The organism is Archaeoglobus neptunius (assembly GCF_016757965.1).
GTDB lineage: Archaea > Halobacteriota > Archaeoglobi > Archaeoglobales > Archaeoglobaceae > Archaeoglobus > Archaeoglobus neptunius.
The window spans coordinates 19,898-35,987 of record NZ_JAEKIW010000008.1; the positions used below are offsets into that span (position 1 = coordinate 19,898).

Genomic DNA, 16,090 nt, shown 5'->3' on the forward strand with positions numbered 1-16,090 from the left:
TCCCTTATCATCCTGTTCTCGACCTGACAACCTTTAGAGTTTTAATAAGTTCGACTATCTATGTTTTCCAGCCCGGCAACTTTCTGTGTCTCTTCAGACTCGTTAGAGCTGTAAACGTCGAGGGTTTTTACCTGTCCAAATACCCCAACGACCTTGTAGAATGTCGTAACGTTCTTAAGCTCCTTCAGATCATCATCACTGAGCGCCGCCTCAACCTCGACAAAGAAAACGTAGTCCCCCAGCCCTGTTCCTGCGGGTCTCGATTCGAGCTTTCTCAGATTGAAACCCTTCCTCTGGAAAACCTCAAGCACGTCCTTCAGAGCACCTGGCCTGTCCTCAACACCAAAAAAGAGTGATGTCACTCTCCCGACAGTCTTTCCGGTTCTTCTTCTTATAATGTAGAATCTGGTTATATTTCTACCCTTTAAGTCCTGAATTCCCTTTCTAAGCACGTGAAGACGGTAGAATCTGGCCGCATTTTCTGACATTATCGCTGCCGAGTAATCATCAAGCATCCGTGCGGCATCGCTAGTAGAGGTTGTGTATCTGATTGAGACATTCGGGAGATAGTTGTTAATGAAACCCATGCACTGCGCAACTGCCTGGGGGTGGGAATAAATGGTTTTGATTTCCTTTAACCCTATTTTTCTTTTGGCTGCAAGACAGTGCCTGACCTCGAGCTCAGCTTCTCCAAAAACTTCGACGTCATGGCTCATGAGGGCATCAAGAACTGGCAGAACGGTGCCGTTAACCGAATTTTCAATCGGAACTATTCCGTAGTCTACCTCCCCACTCTCAACGAGTTTTATTATTTCGTCAGTTGTTGAGCAGTAGCGAAGAGGCACTCTTGAACCTATGAGTTTCAGAGCCATCTCATCACTGAAGCTCCCCTGTGGTCCGAGAACAGCTACGGTCTTGCTGATACCCGCAACCCTGTATTCTTCCTCCTTTGCCAGATCCATGATTCTCTCAAAAATGTCCTTGACCTTGATGGGATTCAGCATCGTTCTTGAAATCATCTCTTTTATCTTTTCCTCCTCCACGTCCTTGATCTCAATCGGCTCGTCTCTCTCAATTTTTACTCTGGCTATCCCCCTTGCAACCTCCACCCTTTTCTCGATCAGCCTGAGAATGAGTGAGTCCAGGGACTTTATCAATCCCCTGAGCTCATCAAGAGTTTCAGCCTTTTTTGTTGCTTTGAAAGCCTCCAGGATTATTGTGCTCGACTCGTAATCCGTATAAAATTCTTTCAAGTCCTCAAATACCTTTCTGAAACTTTCCCTGTCTTTCATCTTTTCGTGAAGCTCATAAGACCTCTTAAGGAATTTTTCCCTGATTTCTTCAGCGTTCTTCTGGATCTGGTAGTACATCTCCCAGTTCTGGTTTATTATCCTGCTCGCTAGCTTGTAAAGAACCGTAAATATTGGAGAGGCGAACTTCAGCTCATCTTTTCCGTATCTCAGATAATCTGCCATCGAAACGAGGAGAAAATGGGCAATTCCCTGAATCTCTGCCATTTTCCTGTCATGTTCCTCTATGCCGAGTCTGCTGATAACTGCCCCATGCTTTTTGAACTCTTCGAGTATCGTTTTCTCCTCCTTTCTCCCCGATTCATGGACAACTATTATGTTTGATAGGGCTATCTCGCTGTCACCACCGAACATCGGGTGAATGCTGAGGAAGTCAAATCCCGATCTTTTGAAAATCGGTATGGAAAGTTTTTTGACCGAGGAGATATCGACGAGAAGGGTATGGGCACTTGCCTCCTTCTTTATGTGCTCAATCGATTCCTCAAGGGCGTACATGGGTGTGCAGACAAATATCACATCAAAACCTGAGAGGCTGTTCGTGTCTCTCCTCATTTCATCTATGTCATAACCTCTCACAAAGTAGCCTCTGCTGTAAAACAGGTCTTTGAAAAGTTTTCCCATATTCCCAACGCCGTAAATGAGTATCTTCAAGCAATCACCTCAGAATCCTCAAAATTCTTTGAGCGTCGTCAAGGTGTATCTGACCCGGAGCCTTCCGCTCACCCACGTAGCAGTAAATGAATGGTGACCCAAGATATGCGGCCATTATCCTGGTAAAGGAAAATTTCTCACCCATCAGAAAAGAAATAACGTTATCGTGATTTACCAGGAGTTTAACGATTTTTTCAACATCTTTTCTGCTCTTTCCCATTGTTACAATTTTGGCAAAATCTCCCCTTCTATTTTTCACAATTCTCTCGAGTTCGGAGTATTCTGGAGTTTCCTTAAAGTTATGGTAAGACTCAATGATCTTACAATCGAAATCAAAAGCCCAATCAGGCAGGTCAAACTCAAGATCAACGTAATCGGCGTTCAGCTCGTCACTCAGACTTTTTAGAGTCTCAACCCTTTCTTTATCACTGCCCTCGAATTTACCCCCATCAGCAACTTTTCTGAAGGTCAGAATCATCTCTTTATCCAGCGACATTCTCCTGAAATCATCAAAAAGGTCCAGTCTTATCTCTATAACATCGGCATTTTCAGCCATTGCGATCTCCTTATCGTTTCCAACAGTTGCAACGAGCTTCATCTCTCCAGTATGAACTCATCAACCTCTACACCGAAGTGTCTCGCACCTCTCCCCAGCCATACCAGAACTTCATCACCCGGTCTTATCTCGGAAACTGAGATATGCTTGCCGCTTGGGTTCACAAGTTTGATGGTTTCGGCATTTTGCAGTATAATGCTGCCCTCTTCCCCTTCTGCCTCAGCTCTGATGAGAATGAGCGGTCTCCTTTCTATTTTTACCCTTCCGACGAAGCTCTTTCTCGCATTTCCATCATACCTGACGATCTCGACTTCGTCTCCCGCCTTTAGCTCTGCCAAGTACTTTGTCTTATCGCCGGCTTTCAGATAGGCGTTTACACTCCCCGCGTTTACTCTAAATGGTCTCGATGAAACGTACTCACTCTCTTCACTTTCGCTGGCAACCAGAAACATGAATCCAGACCTGTTTCCAACAAGCATACCCTCTCCCGGGAACATGAGGGTTACTGTGTCAATACAAACTCTTTCACCAACCCCGAGCGGTCTGATCTCTGTAATTTTTCCTTTAACAAGCTTAACAGATTCTATCCGATTTTTAACAAGTTCGTAATACTTTCTCAGAGTTTCTCTGTCTCCACTTACTGCAATCCCATCCGCACCCTTCTCTAGGGTCGTCAGTGCAAGCTTTGCGTCCTCTATGCTGTCAACAGCAGCTATGACCTTTCCATGTTTTTTCATCGCCACTATATTTTCCAGGGGTATTACCTTCCAGTCCTCGAATCTCAGCACCACTACATCTCCACTCTCTATTGCTTTTGTCTGATCTTCTGCAGACTTTACACTTATCAATGACCTTTCAATCGGGATTAGCTGCATTCTACCGAGTTTCTCAGCTTTCTTGATGAAATCTTCTCTTAAAACTGCACCATCAAATCCAATTTCTATTGCATCCTTCAGCATTTCCTTTACTTCGTCCCAGCTTTCCGACTCAACCAACAACCAGATTTCCTTCATATTCCACCACATCCTTGGCTCGCATGTTGCTGTGAACTATCATGTGCAACATCCTGGCAATCTTAGAAGGACTGGGGCTGTTAAATAAGTTTCTCCCCACTGCCACACCAGATGCACCTCTCGCCATTGCATCCTCCACCTTCTTGAAAAGATCGTACTCGTTCTCCTTGCTTCCACCCGCTATCACAACAGGTACATCGACAAATCCAACAACGTCCTCAAAGTTTTCGGTGAAGGGCACCTTCAGGATGTCGGCTCCGAGCTCATAACCTATCCTCGCCGCATGTTTCACACTTTCCGTGTTAACTTCAATTTTCCCCCTGGGATACATCATTGCGAGAAGGGGAACCCCATACCAGTCACAGATTTCGGAAATCTCTCCAAGCTTCTGTAACTGGATTGCCTCGGTTGCACTTCCGATGTTAACGTGTACACTTACACCATCAGCCCCGAGGGATATTGCTCTTTCCACACTGGTGACTATCCTCTTATCGTTCGGATCTTCTGCCCAGACGGTGGAGCCGCTCAGATGTATGATCAAACCCGCTTCCATCTCAGCGATTACACCAGATCTCTTTACCACTCCCTTGTGGACTATGATTGCATCTATATATCCCTGAACGTCTTCAAGCACTCTGTCAATTTTTTCAATCCCTTTCTCTGGTTTAGTTACTCCATGGTCCATTGGAAGTATTACGGATCGTCCATTCTTCAATATTCTGCTGATTCTCCTTTTTTTACCTATCATATAAAACACCTCTTATATTTTTAGGGCATAGACATATAAAAAGACCGGAAACCATTGCAAAACACCTCCAGCAGATTAAAAGCTAAACTGATACCAAAAGCCAAAGAAAAATTCCGCCCGGCAGTCATAAATTGCATTGGCCATTAACAAGGTTCGAGTTAAAGAGTATTTAAACTTTGCTGTAGTTGATAGACTCCAGCAAATGTAACGGAAACTTCTTCAAAAAATCTGAGGTGCGGAAATCCATAGGGTTCGGGAAAGAAGCAGTTATCGATAGCAGATCTCAGTTTTCGGGATTTATATGAACTGGAGTTCTGCAGAAAATCAACAGTTTTGCATTTCATCAGTATACCTTCTGCAGCCCTTCATATTCCTGCAACATAGCTCGCAACTTCTGCTATTACGTTTGAAACCTATATTTGGGTTAGAACCAAAGAAGGGAGAGCCACGGGCGGGATTTGAACCCGCGACCTCGTGCTTACCAAGCACGCGCTCTTCCTGCTGAGCTACCGTGGCCTGGGGATAGGTAAAAGTTAAGGGAATTAAAAAGTTTCGCTGTCGTAGAAGTCGGCTTCACTGTACGGGGTTGTCATGACACGCCTTATCCTTTTTGCAGTCTTTCGTCCGACTTTAGGCACCTTTGCCAGTTCATCTTCATCCGCTGTCGCAATTCTTTCGATCGTCTGGAAATGGTCTAGTAGATTTTTCGCTATAACCACCCCAACGTTCGAAATTGCGGACACTATGTGTTCCTGCTCTTCTTTGAGCGTTCTCTTGGTTTTGGCAACATGCTCCACAACAGCCCTTTCTTTAATCTCCTGCTCCCTTCTTGCCATCGCAAGTATAAATTCCGCTGTCTCTCTTGCATCCCTTGTCTGTATGATTGGAACGGAGAAATCAATGGCAATAGATGCGATGGCTCCCCTCACAGCATTCGGATGCAATCCCCTGTAGATGCTATCCCCCTCAATTATCAGGACGGGTCTCGAGTATGCTGATTTCAATTTTCCAATCTGTGAGAACAGTCTGTCCCGATGAGTGATACTGTTAACAAAATCATCAACAGTTTTTCTTTCGACGGCAACTCTATCACTCAAGACGTAATCTCCGGTCTCCAGATTCGTTACCTCTATGCTCGCACCAAACTCTCTCAAATGCTTTACAACATCGGACCTCAGCTCACGAGAATCTACAAGAATTCGGACGCCAATCTTCTGGCCTGTTCTGTGTTCAAAATCTGTAAGGGTTTTTTGTCTCCTTCTTTCTACGATATCCTTTATGTTCAGTAGCATTTCATACATTTTTCTTTCTTTCCTGATACTCGTGTAGTAGTAAGCCTCATCTTTCGTTCCCCTGGTCATCAAAACTACAATTTTTCCTTTTCTACCTCTGCCAGTCCTTCCTTTCCTCTGAATGGCTCTGATTTCTGATGGAACGGCCTCGTAAAATATAACAAGGTCTGTTGAAGGTATGTCCAAACCCTCCTCACCAACCGATGTTGCAACCAGAATCCTGTATTCTCCCCTTCTAAACCTTTCAAGCGTCTCAATTTGTTCTTTCTGCCTCATTCCCCTGTCGTTCTCCCTGCTTGCCTGTCCCACAAACTTGGCAACCGGAAACCGGTCTGAGAGTACACTCACTATCATTTCCGCTGAATCCCTGTAGTTTGTGAAAACAATTATCCGGGAATCCTCTTTCTCTCTTAGCTGCCTTTCTATAATTTCCTCAAGTTTTTTCAGTTTTGGGTGCTCAACTTTGCATCTGGCAGCGGCAATGACTGCACTTCTGAATATTGTGTCATTAACAATGTTTTTTGCTGCCCTGCTACTGCCTTTGGAGGACGATTCTTTAATGAGTTTCTTTAGATACAGTTTTAAAGCCCTGATTCCCTGCGTTTCAATCAGTTCAACCGCATGCTGGAGCTTCATTATCTCCGCAAGAATCGATAAAGCATCATACAGGTTTGGATCTCTGCTTTCTGCAACCTCAGCCTGTAAAGCCTCCTGCAACGCCAGCAAATCTTTTTTTGCCGCATTTTCCGGAATATCTATTCCGAGCTCACTCAATCTTTTGAACCTTAATTTGATGCATTCCTCAAGCTTCTTCCTGACCTCCTTCATCTCTTCGGGCATCTCCACCTTTACCCACTCGATATCTTTTTTCCCAACGTAAGGCGAGACGTCACTGTCCCATTCTGTTCTCACTTCAATCGTCTCAATGGAGAGGTTCTGAATCACCTCCATTATTCTCTCGGCATCACTTCCAGGTGAGGCGGTCATACCCAATATTAGCGGTTTCTCTGCCTGACTCAGGTATTCTCTCGCAATGAACACGTAGGAGTAATTGCCAACCGCTCTGTGGGCCTCGTCAAAAACAATTAAAACAACATCTTTCAGAGTTATCCTCCCGGCAAGAATGTCGTTTTCTATAACCTGTGGCGTGGATACGACGATTTTGGCCCCATTCCAGATCTCTTTTCTCCTGTCCGGTCCGATCTCGCCACTCAGAGATACAATTTCATTTTCGCTTATTTTAAGAACCCTTCTCAAAAATATTGCATGTTGTTCCACCAGTGGTTTTGTTGGAGCAAGGAAGAGAACCCTGCCTTTCTCATTAAGCAGTCTTGATGCAATAACAAGTGCGGCTATCGTTGTTTTTCCCAACCCTGTGGGTATAACCACAAGAGTGTTCTTAACAAGCGCAGTTGCTGCTATGGAGACCTGGTACATTCTTCTTTCAACCGTATTCTCCTTTATCAGTGGATGCGTTATGAATTCCACATGTAAATGGTGGAGGGGTTGTAAATAAAACATACCTTAAATCTCAAAAAATTTAGAAAAGAAATATATAGTATTAATGCACAGAAACTATCGGTGGGTGAAAATGGAGGCCAGAGACATTGTGCTGTCGGTGATTAGTGTATTTTCTGCCGCAGCACTTGTGTATAAGTGGCTGTCACTCTACAACAGGGTGGATAGTACCGTCATATTTCTCGCCGCTCTGCTCGTGGCATCTCTCACATTGCTTTTACTTAGTATTGAACTCAGGATGCAAAGAATCATGGACGAATTCCAGAGTGTAAAGAGAACGATTGCTGTTAATTCAGATGATCTGGAAGGCAGGATAGAGGTGATGTTTCGGGACAAAATAAGGGATCTTGAGGACAAGCTTGAGTCCATTGAGAGAAGGATGTACAGGTGAGAAAAGTTAAATTTGAGTCACGAAGGTTTGTTTATATTTCAATCTCAGTGTTGCTGTGATGTTTTTTATTTTTTGCTAAACAAGGAGTGCCAAATCAAATGCTCGGCATTAAACTGCGATGTTAAGTCTGAAATCTACAATACCTCATCACCGACAGCAACAGCAAGGTTTAAGTACAAACTTGCAGTAATTCTATCAGGCCAGGGTGGCAGAGGGGCTATGCGGCGGACTGCAGATCCGCTTTACCCCGGTTCGAATCCGGGCCCTGGCTCTATTTATTCATTTTGACTCGATCGCTGTTCTGCAACAGACTCCATTTTCCGCTCTATTCAAAGGAAGAGATCAAACATACTGGGGTGGAGGGTTGAGCACGGCTTCTATCCCGGGGTTGTGACTGAAAAGGCTTTTGAGAGGTTGTGGAGCTCGTTACCAGAAACGGGGACTGAGATACGGTCTGTACTTTCTCAGGATGGCTTGGGTTGAGTGCCGAGAGAAGGGCAAGCTGGAGAGACTGAGGTTCGTGGATCTTGTGTTCGGCAGGAAGGGGAGGGGGAGGACGAGGTACGTGGTGAGGAGGTACAGCGGAGATGCGATTTTGAGGGCGTTAAGAGATACTTAGCTTCCCGGGCAACCTTAACTCTTCATCGACCGTAACAGCCAGATCTTTTTCAACCTTGTTCGCCGCCTCTCTCAAAGCCCTATCGCCTGTAACCAAATAAGTTGATGGTTCTTCTCTGCGGAGAATTAAAGCGTAGATGAAAACGGGCCGATCCTTTCTGTCCGTAACCACATCTTTCGCAAGCTTAACGAGCTCGTCGCCAAATTTCCGTTTGACTATTGTGATATTGGTGTAAGTGGCGAGGAAACTCTTGACCAGCGTAAAGTCTTATTCCGTTCCTCTCAAAAACCTCTCTAAGCTCGTCATAAACGTATTCAGGTATAATAACCTCAACACCCTTTTTCTCTGCCTCCTCCAGCAGCTCAAACGGTTTGCCCCTATACCTTATTGCGGAGAACAGAACGTTGATGTCCAGAACGAATCTAAATCTCCCCGGACTTTTTCTCAATCAGTTCACCTGAGACCTTCTCCCTCTCCTTCTCGAACTTCTCAAGGTCCAAACCCTTCTCCTCCAAAATTCTCTCGAGGTCGGCTTTCATCATCATCCTAATCGCTTCCCTCACAACCTCACTTCTGCTCTTGTACCTCCTGCTTTTGACCTTCCTTTCGAGGTACTCGAGCAGTTCGGGCGTCAGCTCGATGCTCACGTTCATGTCTAATAGTAGGCTAATAGTTAAATAAGTTTTCGCAAAAGAATAAAGCGGTTCCAGCTTTTGCGACCCCTTTGTTTACAGGCTTCTGAATCGACTTCGGAAGTCCGACCTTGAAGCAGGCTTCGTATATCAGCTTGAGCTCGTCAGCCACCTCAAGCTTCAATCAGCATCCCCTCCAAGGTAAAGTTTGTGTGTGAAAAATTGAGGTTTGAGATCCTACATCAGAACGGCATCTTTGTCAGGCATCTGTTACCGCCTCTTCGCTTTGAAGTTCCCTCAAGTCATCCTCCAAAGACTCCCAAACTAAAGAGTCTTCAAGAATTTCATCCAAATCGTACTTTTCCATGAGCCTCTTCAGCTTACTGAAACTTTCAACAGCATCAAAAAACTCATCGAAGCTCATCCCATACTTTTGCCTAAGCTCATTTATCTTTCTCTCTATCTCGCTTACTCTTCTTTCTCTTTCTAAGCTTTCTCCAAGCATCTGAGGGCACATACCTGATGTATTTCCTGTCAAGAGGTATATGAACTTTGTCTGAGAGTATGTGGAGGTGCCTGATCTCTCTGAAGTCCCCTCTCTTCTTGGACCTTGGTGAAGGCATAATTCCCATAAAATGTTCTAAATAAAATAGGGGTATAAGGGATACATGCACCAATGGCTGCCAGAAGTATAAAGATCTCAGCTCTCATTTAATATCTCCTCGAGCCTGTTTTGATCTCTGTTGATCCTGTTAAGATCGTTGTATTGTTCTTCCAAATTACTACAGCCGTTGGAACGAACATAGCTCTATATTTCTCCATTATCTCTATGCATTCTTCGCGGCAATCGTTTACGTCGCAGAAAACAAACCTCATCTTGCTGTGTTCCTTCATCAAATTCGTTATGTATGGCCTTATTTTTTCGCAGTGAGGACACGATTGTGAGTAGAAGAAAGATAGTACACTGCTGTTCTAATTTTAATTGTGCAGACATAATGGAGTTAATTACCGTTTCATTGATTTTTATATTAATATCGGGTTTAATCCTGATCTACTCAACCATCGCAAGAGTTTGATTTTGTTGAGTTATCGTTTATCTAGTTTAATTACATATTTTGGCAACTCTGGACTCTCCGGCACTAAAGTTAAAACGTCATGATCTAGTTCAAAGTTGAATAAATCAATATTGTTAAGTATTGTAATAAAAGGATCAAGAGCGTCGATATCACTTCTAGTAGCAATTAAAACAAATCGCTTTCCACTGCTAACTATAATTTCTGTGTCATTGATAATTAAAATCGCACTGGTAACGTTTCCGTCAGTAGTATCTTCCTCAATGCTTTGTTAGGTTTGACGAAAACGATCTTACTTGTGTACGTTTCGTTGTCGATCCCGGTAGGTTACCAACACTTCGAAAGAGCGAATTTTGCTCCACTCTTGTTTTAAATTTGGAGTGCTGGAAATGCAGCCCAGCAGTAGGATTGCAGCCATGAGCATTGAAGCTTCAGCAGATACGCAGCCGCAAGAATCAAAATTCCAATGCCGGTGTAGTACATGCTAAATGCCGGTTTGGAAATTCTGTAGCGTACGATGGTATAGAAGGCGAACACGATTACGCCGATCCACCATATTATGAAAGCCCTCATAGCGATCGTTTCGAGTAACTCTTTGGTAGTTGTGGGTAGCATTAGTTTTCCCACCATGGCTTTGCAAACGCCCATGACCCCGATCATTGCGAGTAGAGTTACACCAACAATTTTCTCCCACACAGGGATTTCCTTCCTGAAGATTCCCATTTTTGTCACCTTGACTGAATAAAATCGCTGCAGCTGGGGGATCCTATATGAGGTAAATACATATTTCGCCACAGGCCATCACGCATCCCCTACTAGCTGCCGAAAACAAAGTTTTGGTCTGTGTTTACAGCCAGTGCTGAACTGACTGCACTCTCAAACATAACCAAAACCAGCAGCAAAGCCACAAACCTTTTCATCCAGCTTTCACTCACCGTTTTTTTTTATTTAGCATATACCAGTCTTTTTGATTGTCATGATAGCAACAGCAGAGCAACAAACAGCTTTGTAAAATGAAGATTTAAATTTAGCTCGTAATTCTTCTACCTAAGAAATTCGTCACCATTATTTTCAGATCTTATCGCTTAAAATAACAATTCGTGCACGCACGAGCATTAGATCGATTTGCTCTAATTCCAGTTTTTTGAGTGCTCATCCCGACGTCCCGGATGGAGACATCGCAAGGTTCAAAACCTGTTTAACTCTTTCATCAGTCACTGGATAACTTTCCTCTCAGCTCTAAGCAAGTCTCGTTTTAAAAGCCAGACTTCGCATCCACTCCTGCATACGACTATGTGGCAAATGGGCGATTGAGTGTGGAACTCAACCTTTTTGAGGGGAGTTAGCTTTCCGTTCGTCAGGAGGTAAAGGTTTTCACTGTATTCCAAATCCCCCCACTCGAAGTCAACGTCAAGCGTGTATTCAGAGCCGATGTTTTTCAGGCCGTATCTGTCGAGTTCTCGGAACACCTCCAGAGGATGGATCGTGCGCTGTACCCGCTCAATTGCTTTTGAATTGATTTTCACCGCTCCCGATGGATTCACATCCACGTAGTAAATTCTGTTTTCACCTTTGGAATTTAGGGCTGTGAATTCTAAGTGCAGCGATTGAACCTTTTCCTCCGACACCCTCAAATGCAGCCAGATAAGGTTTGCCGTTGAATTTAACATGTCCGTTGCAATCTTCTCCCATAATTCGGATAGCACCACTTCCCGTGTTTGAACCGTTATTGCATTCTGACTTGATGATTGCAGCAGTACAACCAGTAAGATCACTGAAACTGCAGCAATTGGCGATATTGCCTTTATTTGTCTCTTCATAACAGGTTTTGCATATCATGTACCATTCTGTTTTGTTTAGCCTTGCCAACCATCGCCGCTGCTGCCACTGCAGTTCCCACCGTCACCACCAGGATGGCGATAAGCCTTCTGCCAACACCTAACTCACCTCCTTGACAGCACACAGTAACATTGCTATGCTATATCTATTTATAACTTGCGATTACTGCAGCCAATGCTGAGCTACCGAGTCCCGGGTTTCTGAAATTTTTTCAGTAAAGAAGCATTTGCTGCACCATGGACGAGCCTGCCTCCATAGTCTCCCGTAACTGCGAAGAAAAAAAGAGCGATTCCAAGTGCAATGAGGGAGTAGTCGGATATTGAGTGAGAAACTACATAGACAATTACAAACACGTATCCAGCCAAAGCTGTGATGACCTTCCTCTGTATTACCGGCACCTTTCTCATGTCGTATCTGTATTTCCAGTCAATCATCCCCGTTGCCATTGTTAGGGGGGTGATGCCGGCAACGAAGACCATCATTAACCATGCGGCAACATCAACGCAGCTAGGAATGACTATGTGCGATAAGGGAATATAGCCCAGCAATCTGGTGGATCTCGCGAGTAAAGCCAGTGCTAGGGCTGCAGGAGTAATGCCGTTTGTGAAGTGTGTTAAGATGGGATGGAGATTTTTGAGTGAAACCAGCCTAACAAGCAGTGGAACTGCCATCCCAACACTTCAGCCAAGCTCCTTTAGATAAGCGATGGTATCGTTCAGGTCTTCAGCGCTCATCTGCCATCTCGGCATGCACCAGTCGAGCACCTCTCCCTCGTGCTCACCCTTTGTTATTGCAATCTTTATCTCCTGATCGCTCATATCCTTTGAGAGGGTAGAATACCTTATGTCCGGGGCTCTAACGTTGCACATCATGGGTATCAGGCCACCTCTCCCGTCCCTGCCGTGACAGTTCACACAGCTACCCCCATGTGTCACGAGCCACTGTGGACCTCCTGTGAACGGTATCCGCTCCCCCTTTTCGTTTATTCCGGTGAAATAGATCTTTTCCCCATTTGACTGAAATGTGGCCGGTCCCTGACAGCATCCGGGCGGGTAATAGCGACCATCCTGATAGCCCGCCTCTTCCCCCATCATTGGCATACCATATCCTGGCATAAAGCTTCCATAGCCCATCATCCATCCGGGAAACAGATAGGAGTAGATGAAGAGCGCTATAAATATACCTGCAAGTAATCCAACAGCAATATAAACACCCTGATTTTCCATGATTTTAATAGAATTTCATCTTTTTAAGTCTTTTCACGGTTTGTCCTTCAGGATGTCAACTCCAACAATTTTAAATATAAAAAAGACTAAACATTGTTATGGACGGATACATGCACTACTGGAACTGGTGGACATTTCCCTTTTTCGGCGGAATGATGTTTTTCTGGTTCATTCTCTTTCTTGTAATAGGCTTTCTGGTTTATCAGGACGCAAACAAAAGAGGGATGAACGGATTGCTCTGGTTTATTCTGGTTATTCTCCCCATGGTGGGCTGGATATTCCTCGTGATCTATCTGATCGTCAGGGAGACGCAGGGAAAGGAGTCAAGAGCACTGGAAATTCTGAAGGAGAGACTGGCTAAAGGAGAGATAACGGAGGAAGAGTTCAGAAAGCTGAAGGAAGAACTTGAAAAGTAGTGTGCGAAATGTACATGAGTCCCACAGCTAAAGATTTGAAAACTAGACGGTAGACTCCTGGGCTAGTTCACCCTTTCCACCTTTGCACCGAGGGACCTTAAAACATCGAAAAACCCTGGATATGAAACAGACACGGCTTCAGCATTTCTGCACCTTACCTCTCCAAGCAGACCGAGCAGAGAAAAGGCGAGAGCCATTCTGTGATCGCCGAAGGAGTCAACCGTACCTTTGAACTCCCTCCTGCCTCCTCGGATCACAAGCCCATCTCGAAATGTTGTGACTTCAACTCCCAGCGCTCTCAGGTTCCTGGATATGCCCTCAATTCTGTCTATCTCCTTTATCCTCAAATGCTCTGCATTGTAGATTCTGGTTTCACCCCTTGCCACGGCTGCAAGAATTGATATCGTTGGAACAAGGTCCGGAATGTCCGATGCATCTACCTCCACCCCCTCCAGATCTGACTTTCTGGCAACGATCACACCCTCGTCTTTATTCCACTCTACATCCCCGCCCATCTGCCTGCAAATTTCGACTATTTTTTTGTCTCCCTGCTCGGAGTCGAAAATGTTCAGAATCTTTATCTTTCCAGCCATAACTCCAGCTGCGATGAGATAGCTGGCTGATGAGAAGTCGGCTGGTACAGTGTAGCTTTTCAGTCTGTATCTCTGCTCTCCCGGGATGTGGTAGTCGGCTCCCTCCCTTTCTACCTCAATTCCACTCATACCGAGCACATCAAGTGTTATGTTTATGTAGGGCGTGGATTTTGCTCTTTTGATCCTCAGAACTGAATCTCCTTTCGCCATTGGCAGTGAGAACAGAAGTGCTGAAACGAACTGAGAACTTGCAGCCTCGATTTCTACTTCTCCACCTTTCAGAATTCCCTTAACTTTCACCGGAGCTTTGAATTCGGCATCTCCCCGGATCTCTGCCCCAAGTTTTCTGAGTGCGAGACACAGCTCTCTGTTGGGCCTCTTTCTGAGTGATCGATCTCCATCAAGAACATTGAAACGGGGAGATGTGGAAAGGGATAGTATTCCGGTAAAGATTCTCAGAGTTGTTCCTGAATTCTGGAAATTGAAATAGCCCGATGAGTTTATATCCTCAACACCCTCGACAATCCAGCCCTTTCTTCTCCATGCAAAAGCACCGAGTTTCCTGCAACCGTTGAGTGTTGCGATCGTGTCTTCGGATATTAACGGATTGATTATTCTGGCTTTGGGCGAGAGCGAGGCGGATATAAACGCTCTGTGAGTGTAGCTCTTCGAAGAGGGTGGTTTGACGGAACCTTCAATTTCGCTTTTCCTGACGACTATTTCCATATCCTGCTCAACCTCTCGAGCATTTTCTTTTTCTCAAAATCTCCCAGATCAGCCTGCTTCACAGTATCTCTCATAAACTCAATTATTTCATCGTAAATATCTCTCCTTACAGGAAAAGGCACCCCGTCTTTTCCACCCACCGCGAAGCAGTATCTGGCCGGGTCGGTTTTGTCGTACCCGGCGTTGTAAATTATGTCCGCAACCAAGGCCAGAGCTCTGACGGTTTCCGGTCCAAATCCTCTTAGCATCAGCACGTCCTCGAATCTTTCGGGCTGCAGGTTGTAGGCCTTCTCAACGACCTTCCAGTTGAGCCTTCTCGGAACTGTTAACCCGCTCTTTCTCCTCACCAAGGATATCATTCTCTCATAATCCCGTCTGAACCTCCCGTCCCTTATTATATCAACACACACCTTTTTTGCCTCTCTGCTCAGCTTTGACGTGAGGTTCACAACTTCCCTCTCTCGTCTTTCAGCCACAATACCTTCGTGGATGTTTTCCAGGTCCGGAATGTTTGAGTAAACGTTCCAGTGATACCTTCTCGCCATCCTCAGTTTTGCGTTCATCCCCTGCTGTATCACCGTAAAATATCGGGGTGTGAAAACTACAGCGTGATGGTAGATGGAATAGCCATCGAGCAGGGCCGCATTGTCTGCTTTTGCAGCAAGTCGGCTGAAATGAACGATTTTTTCTCCGTCAATCCCGAGCTCTTCGGAATACTTTCTGATCTCATCTGGCGTTTTCAGAGCATTTCCGCCCTTTCCTCCAGCAATTCTTATTGAAAAGTCATCTTTGTTAAGTGTTGCCTTCAAAACACCGGTTAAAACCGTGGTAACACCGCTTGAGTTCCAGTCAAATCCGAGGACGTTTGAAAGGGACTGGAAGAACACCGGATTTGAGATTCTCTCCAGAAACTCCTTCTCTCCGAACTCCAGTACTATCAGCCGGATGATTGGTTCGGCAAGCTTTTTCATTCTGCTTAAGAGCCAGTAAGGCGCTTTTCCGTGATGCAGGGGGAGATAAATTTCTCCGCTCATATGTCAACAACAACAAACGCTTTTAATCCATCTCCTCTCCTCTCAACTTTAAATTTGTGCATCGTTATGGCTTTTGGCTCAACTTTCACCATTTCAGGAGTAAATCTTCCCCCTTTCAGTGTTCCCTCAGCAGTTAACAGGCCCCCCTCTTCAGCGGATACAGTAACCTCCCTCGCCGCAAAAAATCTCGTGTCGAAGAGGTAAAGAAGTTCGTTGAGCCATTTATATAGCAGAATCTCGCAGTCCTCCCCGACCACCTCAATTTTAAATTCCTGCTTGGATTCAACACGGGAGGCATCAACAAATGCATCGTAAAAGGCAAGAGCAGCATTTTCTAGAAGCTCCTCTATATTCTTACCGTAAACTTCGAAAGCGATGTCTGCGGTGTGATCGATGAATCTGTATTTCATGTTTGTAAGTCTCTAACCCGGTTATTTTTACTTTTTCCCCGCA

At 44.9% G+C, this 16,090-nt stretch carries 22 protein-coding genes, 2 tRNA genes and 1 pseudogene; 4 read left to right on the forward strand and 21 right to left on the reverse strand.

What is annotated here, in order from left to right; translation table 11 throughout:
* Positions 1 to 41: 41 nt before the first annotated feature.
* From pheA to JFQ59_RS07140, 6 genes are all read right to left on the reverse strand, one after another.
* Positions 42 to 1,931 (reverse strand): prephenate dehydratase, encoded by a 1,890-nt coding sequence (pheA, locus tag JFQ59_RS07115; RefSeq protein WP_202319856.1) that lies wholly within the window; start codon positions 1,929 to 1,931, stop codon positions 42 to 44.
* 34 nt (positions 1,932 to 1,965) lie between these two features.
* On the reverse strand, positions 1,966 to 2,559 hold the full coding sequence (gene aroD, locus JFQ59_RS07120) for a type I 3-dehydroquinate dehydratase (protein WP_202319732.1): 594 nt from the start codon (positions 2,557 to 2,559) through the stop codon (positions 1,966 to 1,968).
* Positions 2,556 to 3,530, reverse strand: coding sequence for a 3-dehydroquinate synthase II (locus tag JFQ59_RS07125; protein WP_202319733.1), 975 nt, complete (start codon positions 3,528 to 3,530; stop codon positions 2,556 to 2,558). The genes aroD and JFQ59_RS07125 overlap by 4 nt, the downstream gene beginning before the upstream one ends.
* Complete coding sequence (locus JFQ59_RS07130; RefSeq protein ID WP_202319734.1) at positions 3,505 to 4,278, reverse strand: 2-amino-3,7-dideoxy-D-threo-hept-6-ulosonate synthase; 774 nt, start codon at positions 4,276 to 4,278, stop codon at positions 3,505 to 3,507. The genes JFQ59_RS07125 and JFQ59_RS07130 overlap by 26 nt, the downstream gene beginning before the upstream one ends.
* Before the next feature lie 443 nt (positions 4,279 to 4,721).
* Positions 4,722 to 4,794, reverse strand: a tRNA-Thr gene (locus JFQ59_RS07135).
* A gap of 26 nt (positions 4,795 to 4,820) precedes the next feature.
* A complete protein-coding gene (locus JFQ59_RS07140) occupies positions 4,821 to 7,058 on the reverse strand; it encodes a DEAD/DEAH box helicase (protein WP_202319735.1) in 2,238 nt (745 codons plus the stop codon).
* Positions 7,059 to 7,161: 103 nt separating this feature from the next.
* On the opposite strand from JFQ59_RS07140, the gene JFQ59_RS07145 reads away from it, so the two are divergent.
* From JFQ59_RS07145 to JFQ59_RS07155, 3 genes are all read left to right on the forward strand, one after another.
* Positions 7,162 to 7,479, forward strand: a complete 318-nt coding sequence (locus tag JFQ59_RS07145) for a hypothetical protein (protein ID WP_202319736.1) — start codon at positions 7,162 to 7,164, stop codon at positions 7,477 to 7,479.
* Positions 7,480 to 7,678: 199 nt separating this feature from the next.
* Positions 7,679 to 7,750, forward strand: a tRNA-Cys gene (locus JFQ59_RS07150).
* Positions 7,751 to 7,948: 198 nt separating this feature from the next.
* Positions 7,949 to 8,098, forward strand: a complete 150-nt coding sequence (locus tag JFQ59_RS07155) for a hypothetical protein (protein ID WP_202319737.1) — start codon at positions 7,949 to 7,951, stop codon at positions 8,096 to 8,098.
* Here JFQ59_RS07155 and JFQ59_RS07160 read toward each other — a convergent pair.
* The 12 genes and pseudogenes from JFQ59_RS07160 to JFQ59_RS07215 all read right to left on the reverse strand — a co-directional run bounded on the left by JFQ59_RS07160 (position 8,084) and on the right by JFQ59_RS07215 (position 12,868).
* Positions 8,084 to 8,269: a hypothetical protein gene (locus JFQ59_RS07160; RefSeq protein ID WP_202319738.1), complete on the reverse strand. Its 186-nt coding sequence runs from the start codon at positions 8,267 to 8,269 to the stop codon at positions 8,084 to 8,086. The two genes, JFQ59_RS07155 and JFQ59_RS07160, sit on opposite strands and share 15 nt — an antisense overlap.
* Before the next feature lie 13 nt (positions 8,270 to 8,282).
* Positions 8,283 to 8,546, reverse strand: coding sequence for a PIN domain-containing protein (locus JFQ59_RS07165; RefSeq protein WP_202319739.1), 264 nt, complete (start codon positions 8,544 to 8,546; stop codon positions 8,283 to 8,285).
* Positions 8,521 to 8,751 (reverse strand): ribbon-helix-helix domain-containing protein, encoded by a 231-nt coding sequence (locus JFQ59_RS07170; RefSeq protein ID WP_202319740.1) that lies wholly within the window; start codon positions 8,749 to 8,751, stop codon positions 8,521 to 8,523. The genes JFQ59_RS07165 and JFQ59_RS07170 overlap by 26 nt, the downstream gene beginning before the upstream one ends.
* 13 nt (positions 8,752 to 8,764) lie before the next feature.
* On the reverse strand, positions 8,765 to 8,914 hold the full coding sequence (locus tag JFQ59_RS07175) for a hypothetical protein (RefSeq protein WP_202319741.1): 150 nt from the start codon (positions 8,912 to 8,914) through the stop codon (positions 8,765 to 8,767).
* A gap of 75 nt (positions 8,915 to 8,989) precedes the next feature.
* Entirely contained in the window at positions 8,990 to 9,235 is a 246-nt protein-coding gene (locus tag JFQ59_RS07180) for a hypothetical protein (RefSeq protein WP_202319742.1), read from the reverse strand.
* A 29-nt stretch (positions 9,236 to 9,264) separates the two neighbouring features.
* A complete protein-coding gene (locus JFQ59_RS07185) occupies positions 9,265 to 9,441 on the reverse strand; it encodes a hypothetical protein (protein WP_202319743.1) in 177 nt (58 codons plus the stop codon).
* Positions 9,442 to 9,684: pseudogene (locus JFQ59_RS12805) on the reverse strand (thioredoxin family protein); the annotation flags it as partial.
* A gap of 488 nt (positions 9,685 to 10,172) precedes the next feature.
* Positions 10,173 to 10,526, reverse strand: a complete 354-nt coding sequence (locus JFQ59_RS07195) for a hypothetical protein (protein WP_202319744.1) — start codon at positions 10,524 to 10,526, stop codon at positions 10,173 to 10,175.
* A gap of 491 nt (positions 10,527 to 11,017) precedes the next feature.
* Complete coding sequence (locus JFQ59_RS07200; protein WP_202319745.1) at positions 11,018 to 11,623, reverse strand: hypothetical protein; 606 nt, start codon at positions 11,621 to 11,623, stop codon at positions 11,018 to 11,020.
* Positions 11,620 to 11,766, reverse strand: coding sequence for a hypothetical protein (locus JFQ59_RS07205; protein WP_202319746.1), 147 nt, complete (start codon positions 11,764 to 11,766; stop codon positions 11,620 to 11,622). Before JFQ59_RS07205 ends, JFQ59_RS07200 begins: the two co-directional genes overlap by 4 nt.
* A 58-nt stretch (positions 11,767 to 11,824) precedes the next feature.
* Positions 11,825 to 12,313, reverse strand: a complete 489-nt coding sequence (locus JFQ59_RS07210) for a hypothetical protein (RefSeq protein ID WP_202319747.1) — start codon at positions 12,311 to 12,313, stop codon at positions 11,825 to 11,827.
* A 9-nt stretch (positions 12,314 to 12,322) separates the two neighbouring features.
* On the reverse strand, positions 12,323 to 12,868 hold the full coding sequence (locus tag JFQ59_RS07215) for a c-type cytochrome (protein WP_202319748.1): 546 nt from the start codon (positions 12,866 to 12,868) through the stop codon (positions 12,323 to 12,325).
* A gap of 98 nt (positions 12,869 to 12,966) precedes the next feature.
* Between JFQ59_RS07215 and JFQ59_RS07220 the strand changes: the two genes are divergently transcribed.
* A complete protein-coding gene (locus JFQ59_RS07220) occupies positions 12,967 to 13,284 on the forward strand; it encodes an SHOCT domain-containing protein (protein WP_202319749.1) in 318 nt (105 codons plus the stop codon).
* Between the two features lie 62 nt (positions 13,285 to 13,346).
* Here the strand turns inward: JFQ59_RS07220 and aroA are convergent, their stop codons facing one another.
* From aroA to JFQ59_RS07235, 3 genes are read right to left on the reverse strand one after another with little or no spacing between them, the layout of a single operon-like run.
* Complete coding sequence (gene aroA / locus JFQ59_RS07225; RefSeq protein WP_202319750.1) at positions 13,347 to 14,603, reverse strand: 3-phosphoshikimate 1-carboxyvinyltransferase; 1,257 nt, start codon at positions 14,601 to 14,603, stop codon at positions 13,347 to 13,349.
* On the reverse strand, positions 14,594 to 15,637 hold the full coding sequence (locus JFQ59_RS07230) for a DUF763 domain-containing protein (RefSeq protein WP_202319751.1): 1,044 nt from the start codon (positions 15,635 to 15,637) through the stop codon (positions 14,594 to 14,596). The genes aroA and JFQ59_RS07230 overlap by 10 nt, the downstream gene beginning before the upstream one ends.
* The gene (locus JFQ59_RS07235) at positions 15,634 to 16,047 is read right to left on the reverse strand and encodes an archease (protein WP_202319752.1); all 414 of its coding nucleotides are present in this window, start codon (positions 16,045 to 16,047) and stop codon (positions 15,634 to 15,636) included. Before JFQ59_RS07235 ends, JFQ59_RS07230 begins: the two co-directional genes overlap by 4 nt.
* Positions 16,048 to 16,090 lie beyond the last annotated feature (43 nt).

Bases quoted from the DNA above. Each gene is read 5' to 3' on its own strand.
- JFQ59_RS07210 (WP_202319747.1), bottom strand. From the start codon at position 12,313: ATGGCAGTTCCACTGCTTGTTAGGCTGGTTTCACTCAAAAATCTCCAT.
- JFQ59_RS07200 (WP_202319745.1), bottom strand. From the start codon at position 11,623: ATGAAGAGACAAATAAAGGCAATATCGCCAATTGCTGCAGTTTCAGTG.
- JFQ59_RS07230 (WP_202319751.1), bottom strand. From the start codon at position 15,637: ATGAGCGGAGAAATTTATCTCCCCCTGCATCACGGAAAAGCGCCTTAC.
- JFQ59_RS07185 (WP_202319743.1), bottom strand. From the start codon at position 9,441: ATGAGAGCTGAGATCTTTATACTTCTGGCAGCCATTGGTGCATGTATC.
- pheA (WP_202319856.1), bottom strand. From the start codon at position 1,931: ATGGGAAAACTTTTCAAAGACCTGTTTTACAGCAGAGGCTACTTTGTG.
- JFQ59_RS07180 (WP_202319742.1), bottom strand. From the start codon at position 9,235: ATGCTTGGAGAAAGCTTAGAAAGAGAAAGAAGAGTAAGCGAGATAGAG.
- JFQ59_RS07155 (WP_202319737.1), top strand. From the start codon at position 7,949: ATGGCTTGGGTTGAGTGCCGAGAGAAGGGCAAGCTGGAGAGACTGAGG.
- aroD (WP_202319732.1), bottom strand. From the start codon at position 2,559: ATGAAGCTCGTTGCAACTGTTGGAAACGATAAGGAGATCGCAATGGCT.
- JFQ59_RS07195 (WP_202319744.1), bottom strand. From the start codon at position 10,526: ATGGGAATCTTCAGGAAGGAAATCCCTGTGTGGGAGAAAATTGTTGGT.
- JFQ59_RS07170 (WP_202319740.1), bottom strand. From the start codon at position 8,751: ATGAACGTGAGCATCGAGCTGACGCCCGAACTGCTCGAGTACCTCGAA.
- JFQ59_RS07130 (WP_202319734.1), bottom strand. From the start codon at position 4,278: ATGATAGGTAAAAAAAGGAGAATCAGCAGAATATTGAAGAATGGACGA.
- JFQ59_RS07220 (WP_202319749.1), top strand. From the start codon at position 12,967: ATGGACGGATACATGCACTACTGGAACTGGTGGACATTTCCCTTTTTC.
- JFQ59_RS07215 (WP_202319748.1), bottom strand. From the start codon at position 12,868: ATGGAAAATCAGGGTGTTTATATTGCTGTTGGATTACTTGCAGGTATA.
- JFQ59_RS07145 (WP_202319736.1), top strand. From the start codon at position 7,162: ATGGAGGCCAGAGACATTGTGCTGTCGGTGATTAGTGTATTTTCTGCC.
- JFQ59_RS07125 (WP_202319733.1), bottom strand. From the start codon at position 3,530: ATGAAGGAAATCTGGTTGTTGGTTGAGTCGGAAAGCTGGGACGAAGTA.
- aroA (WP_202319750.1), bottom strand. From the start codon at position 14,603: ATGGAAATAGTCGTCAGGAAAAGCGAAATTGAAGGTTCCGTCAAACCA.
- JFQ59_RS07235 (WP_202319752.1), bottom strand. From the start codon at position 16,047: ATGAAATACAGATTCATCGATCACACCGCAGACATCGCTTTCGAAGTT.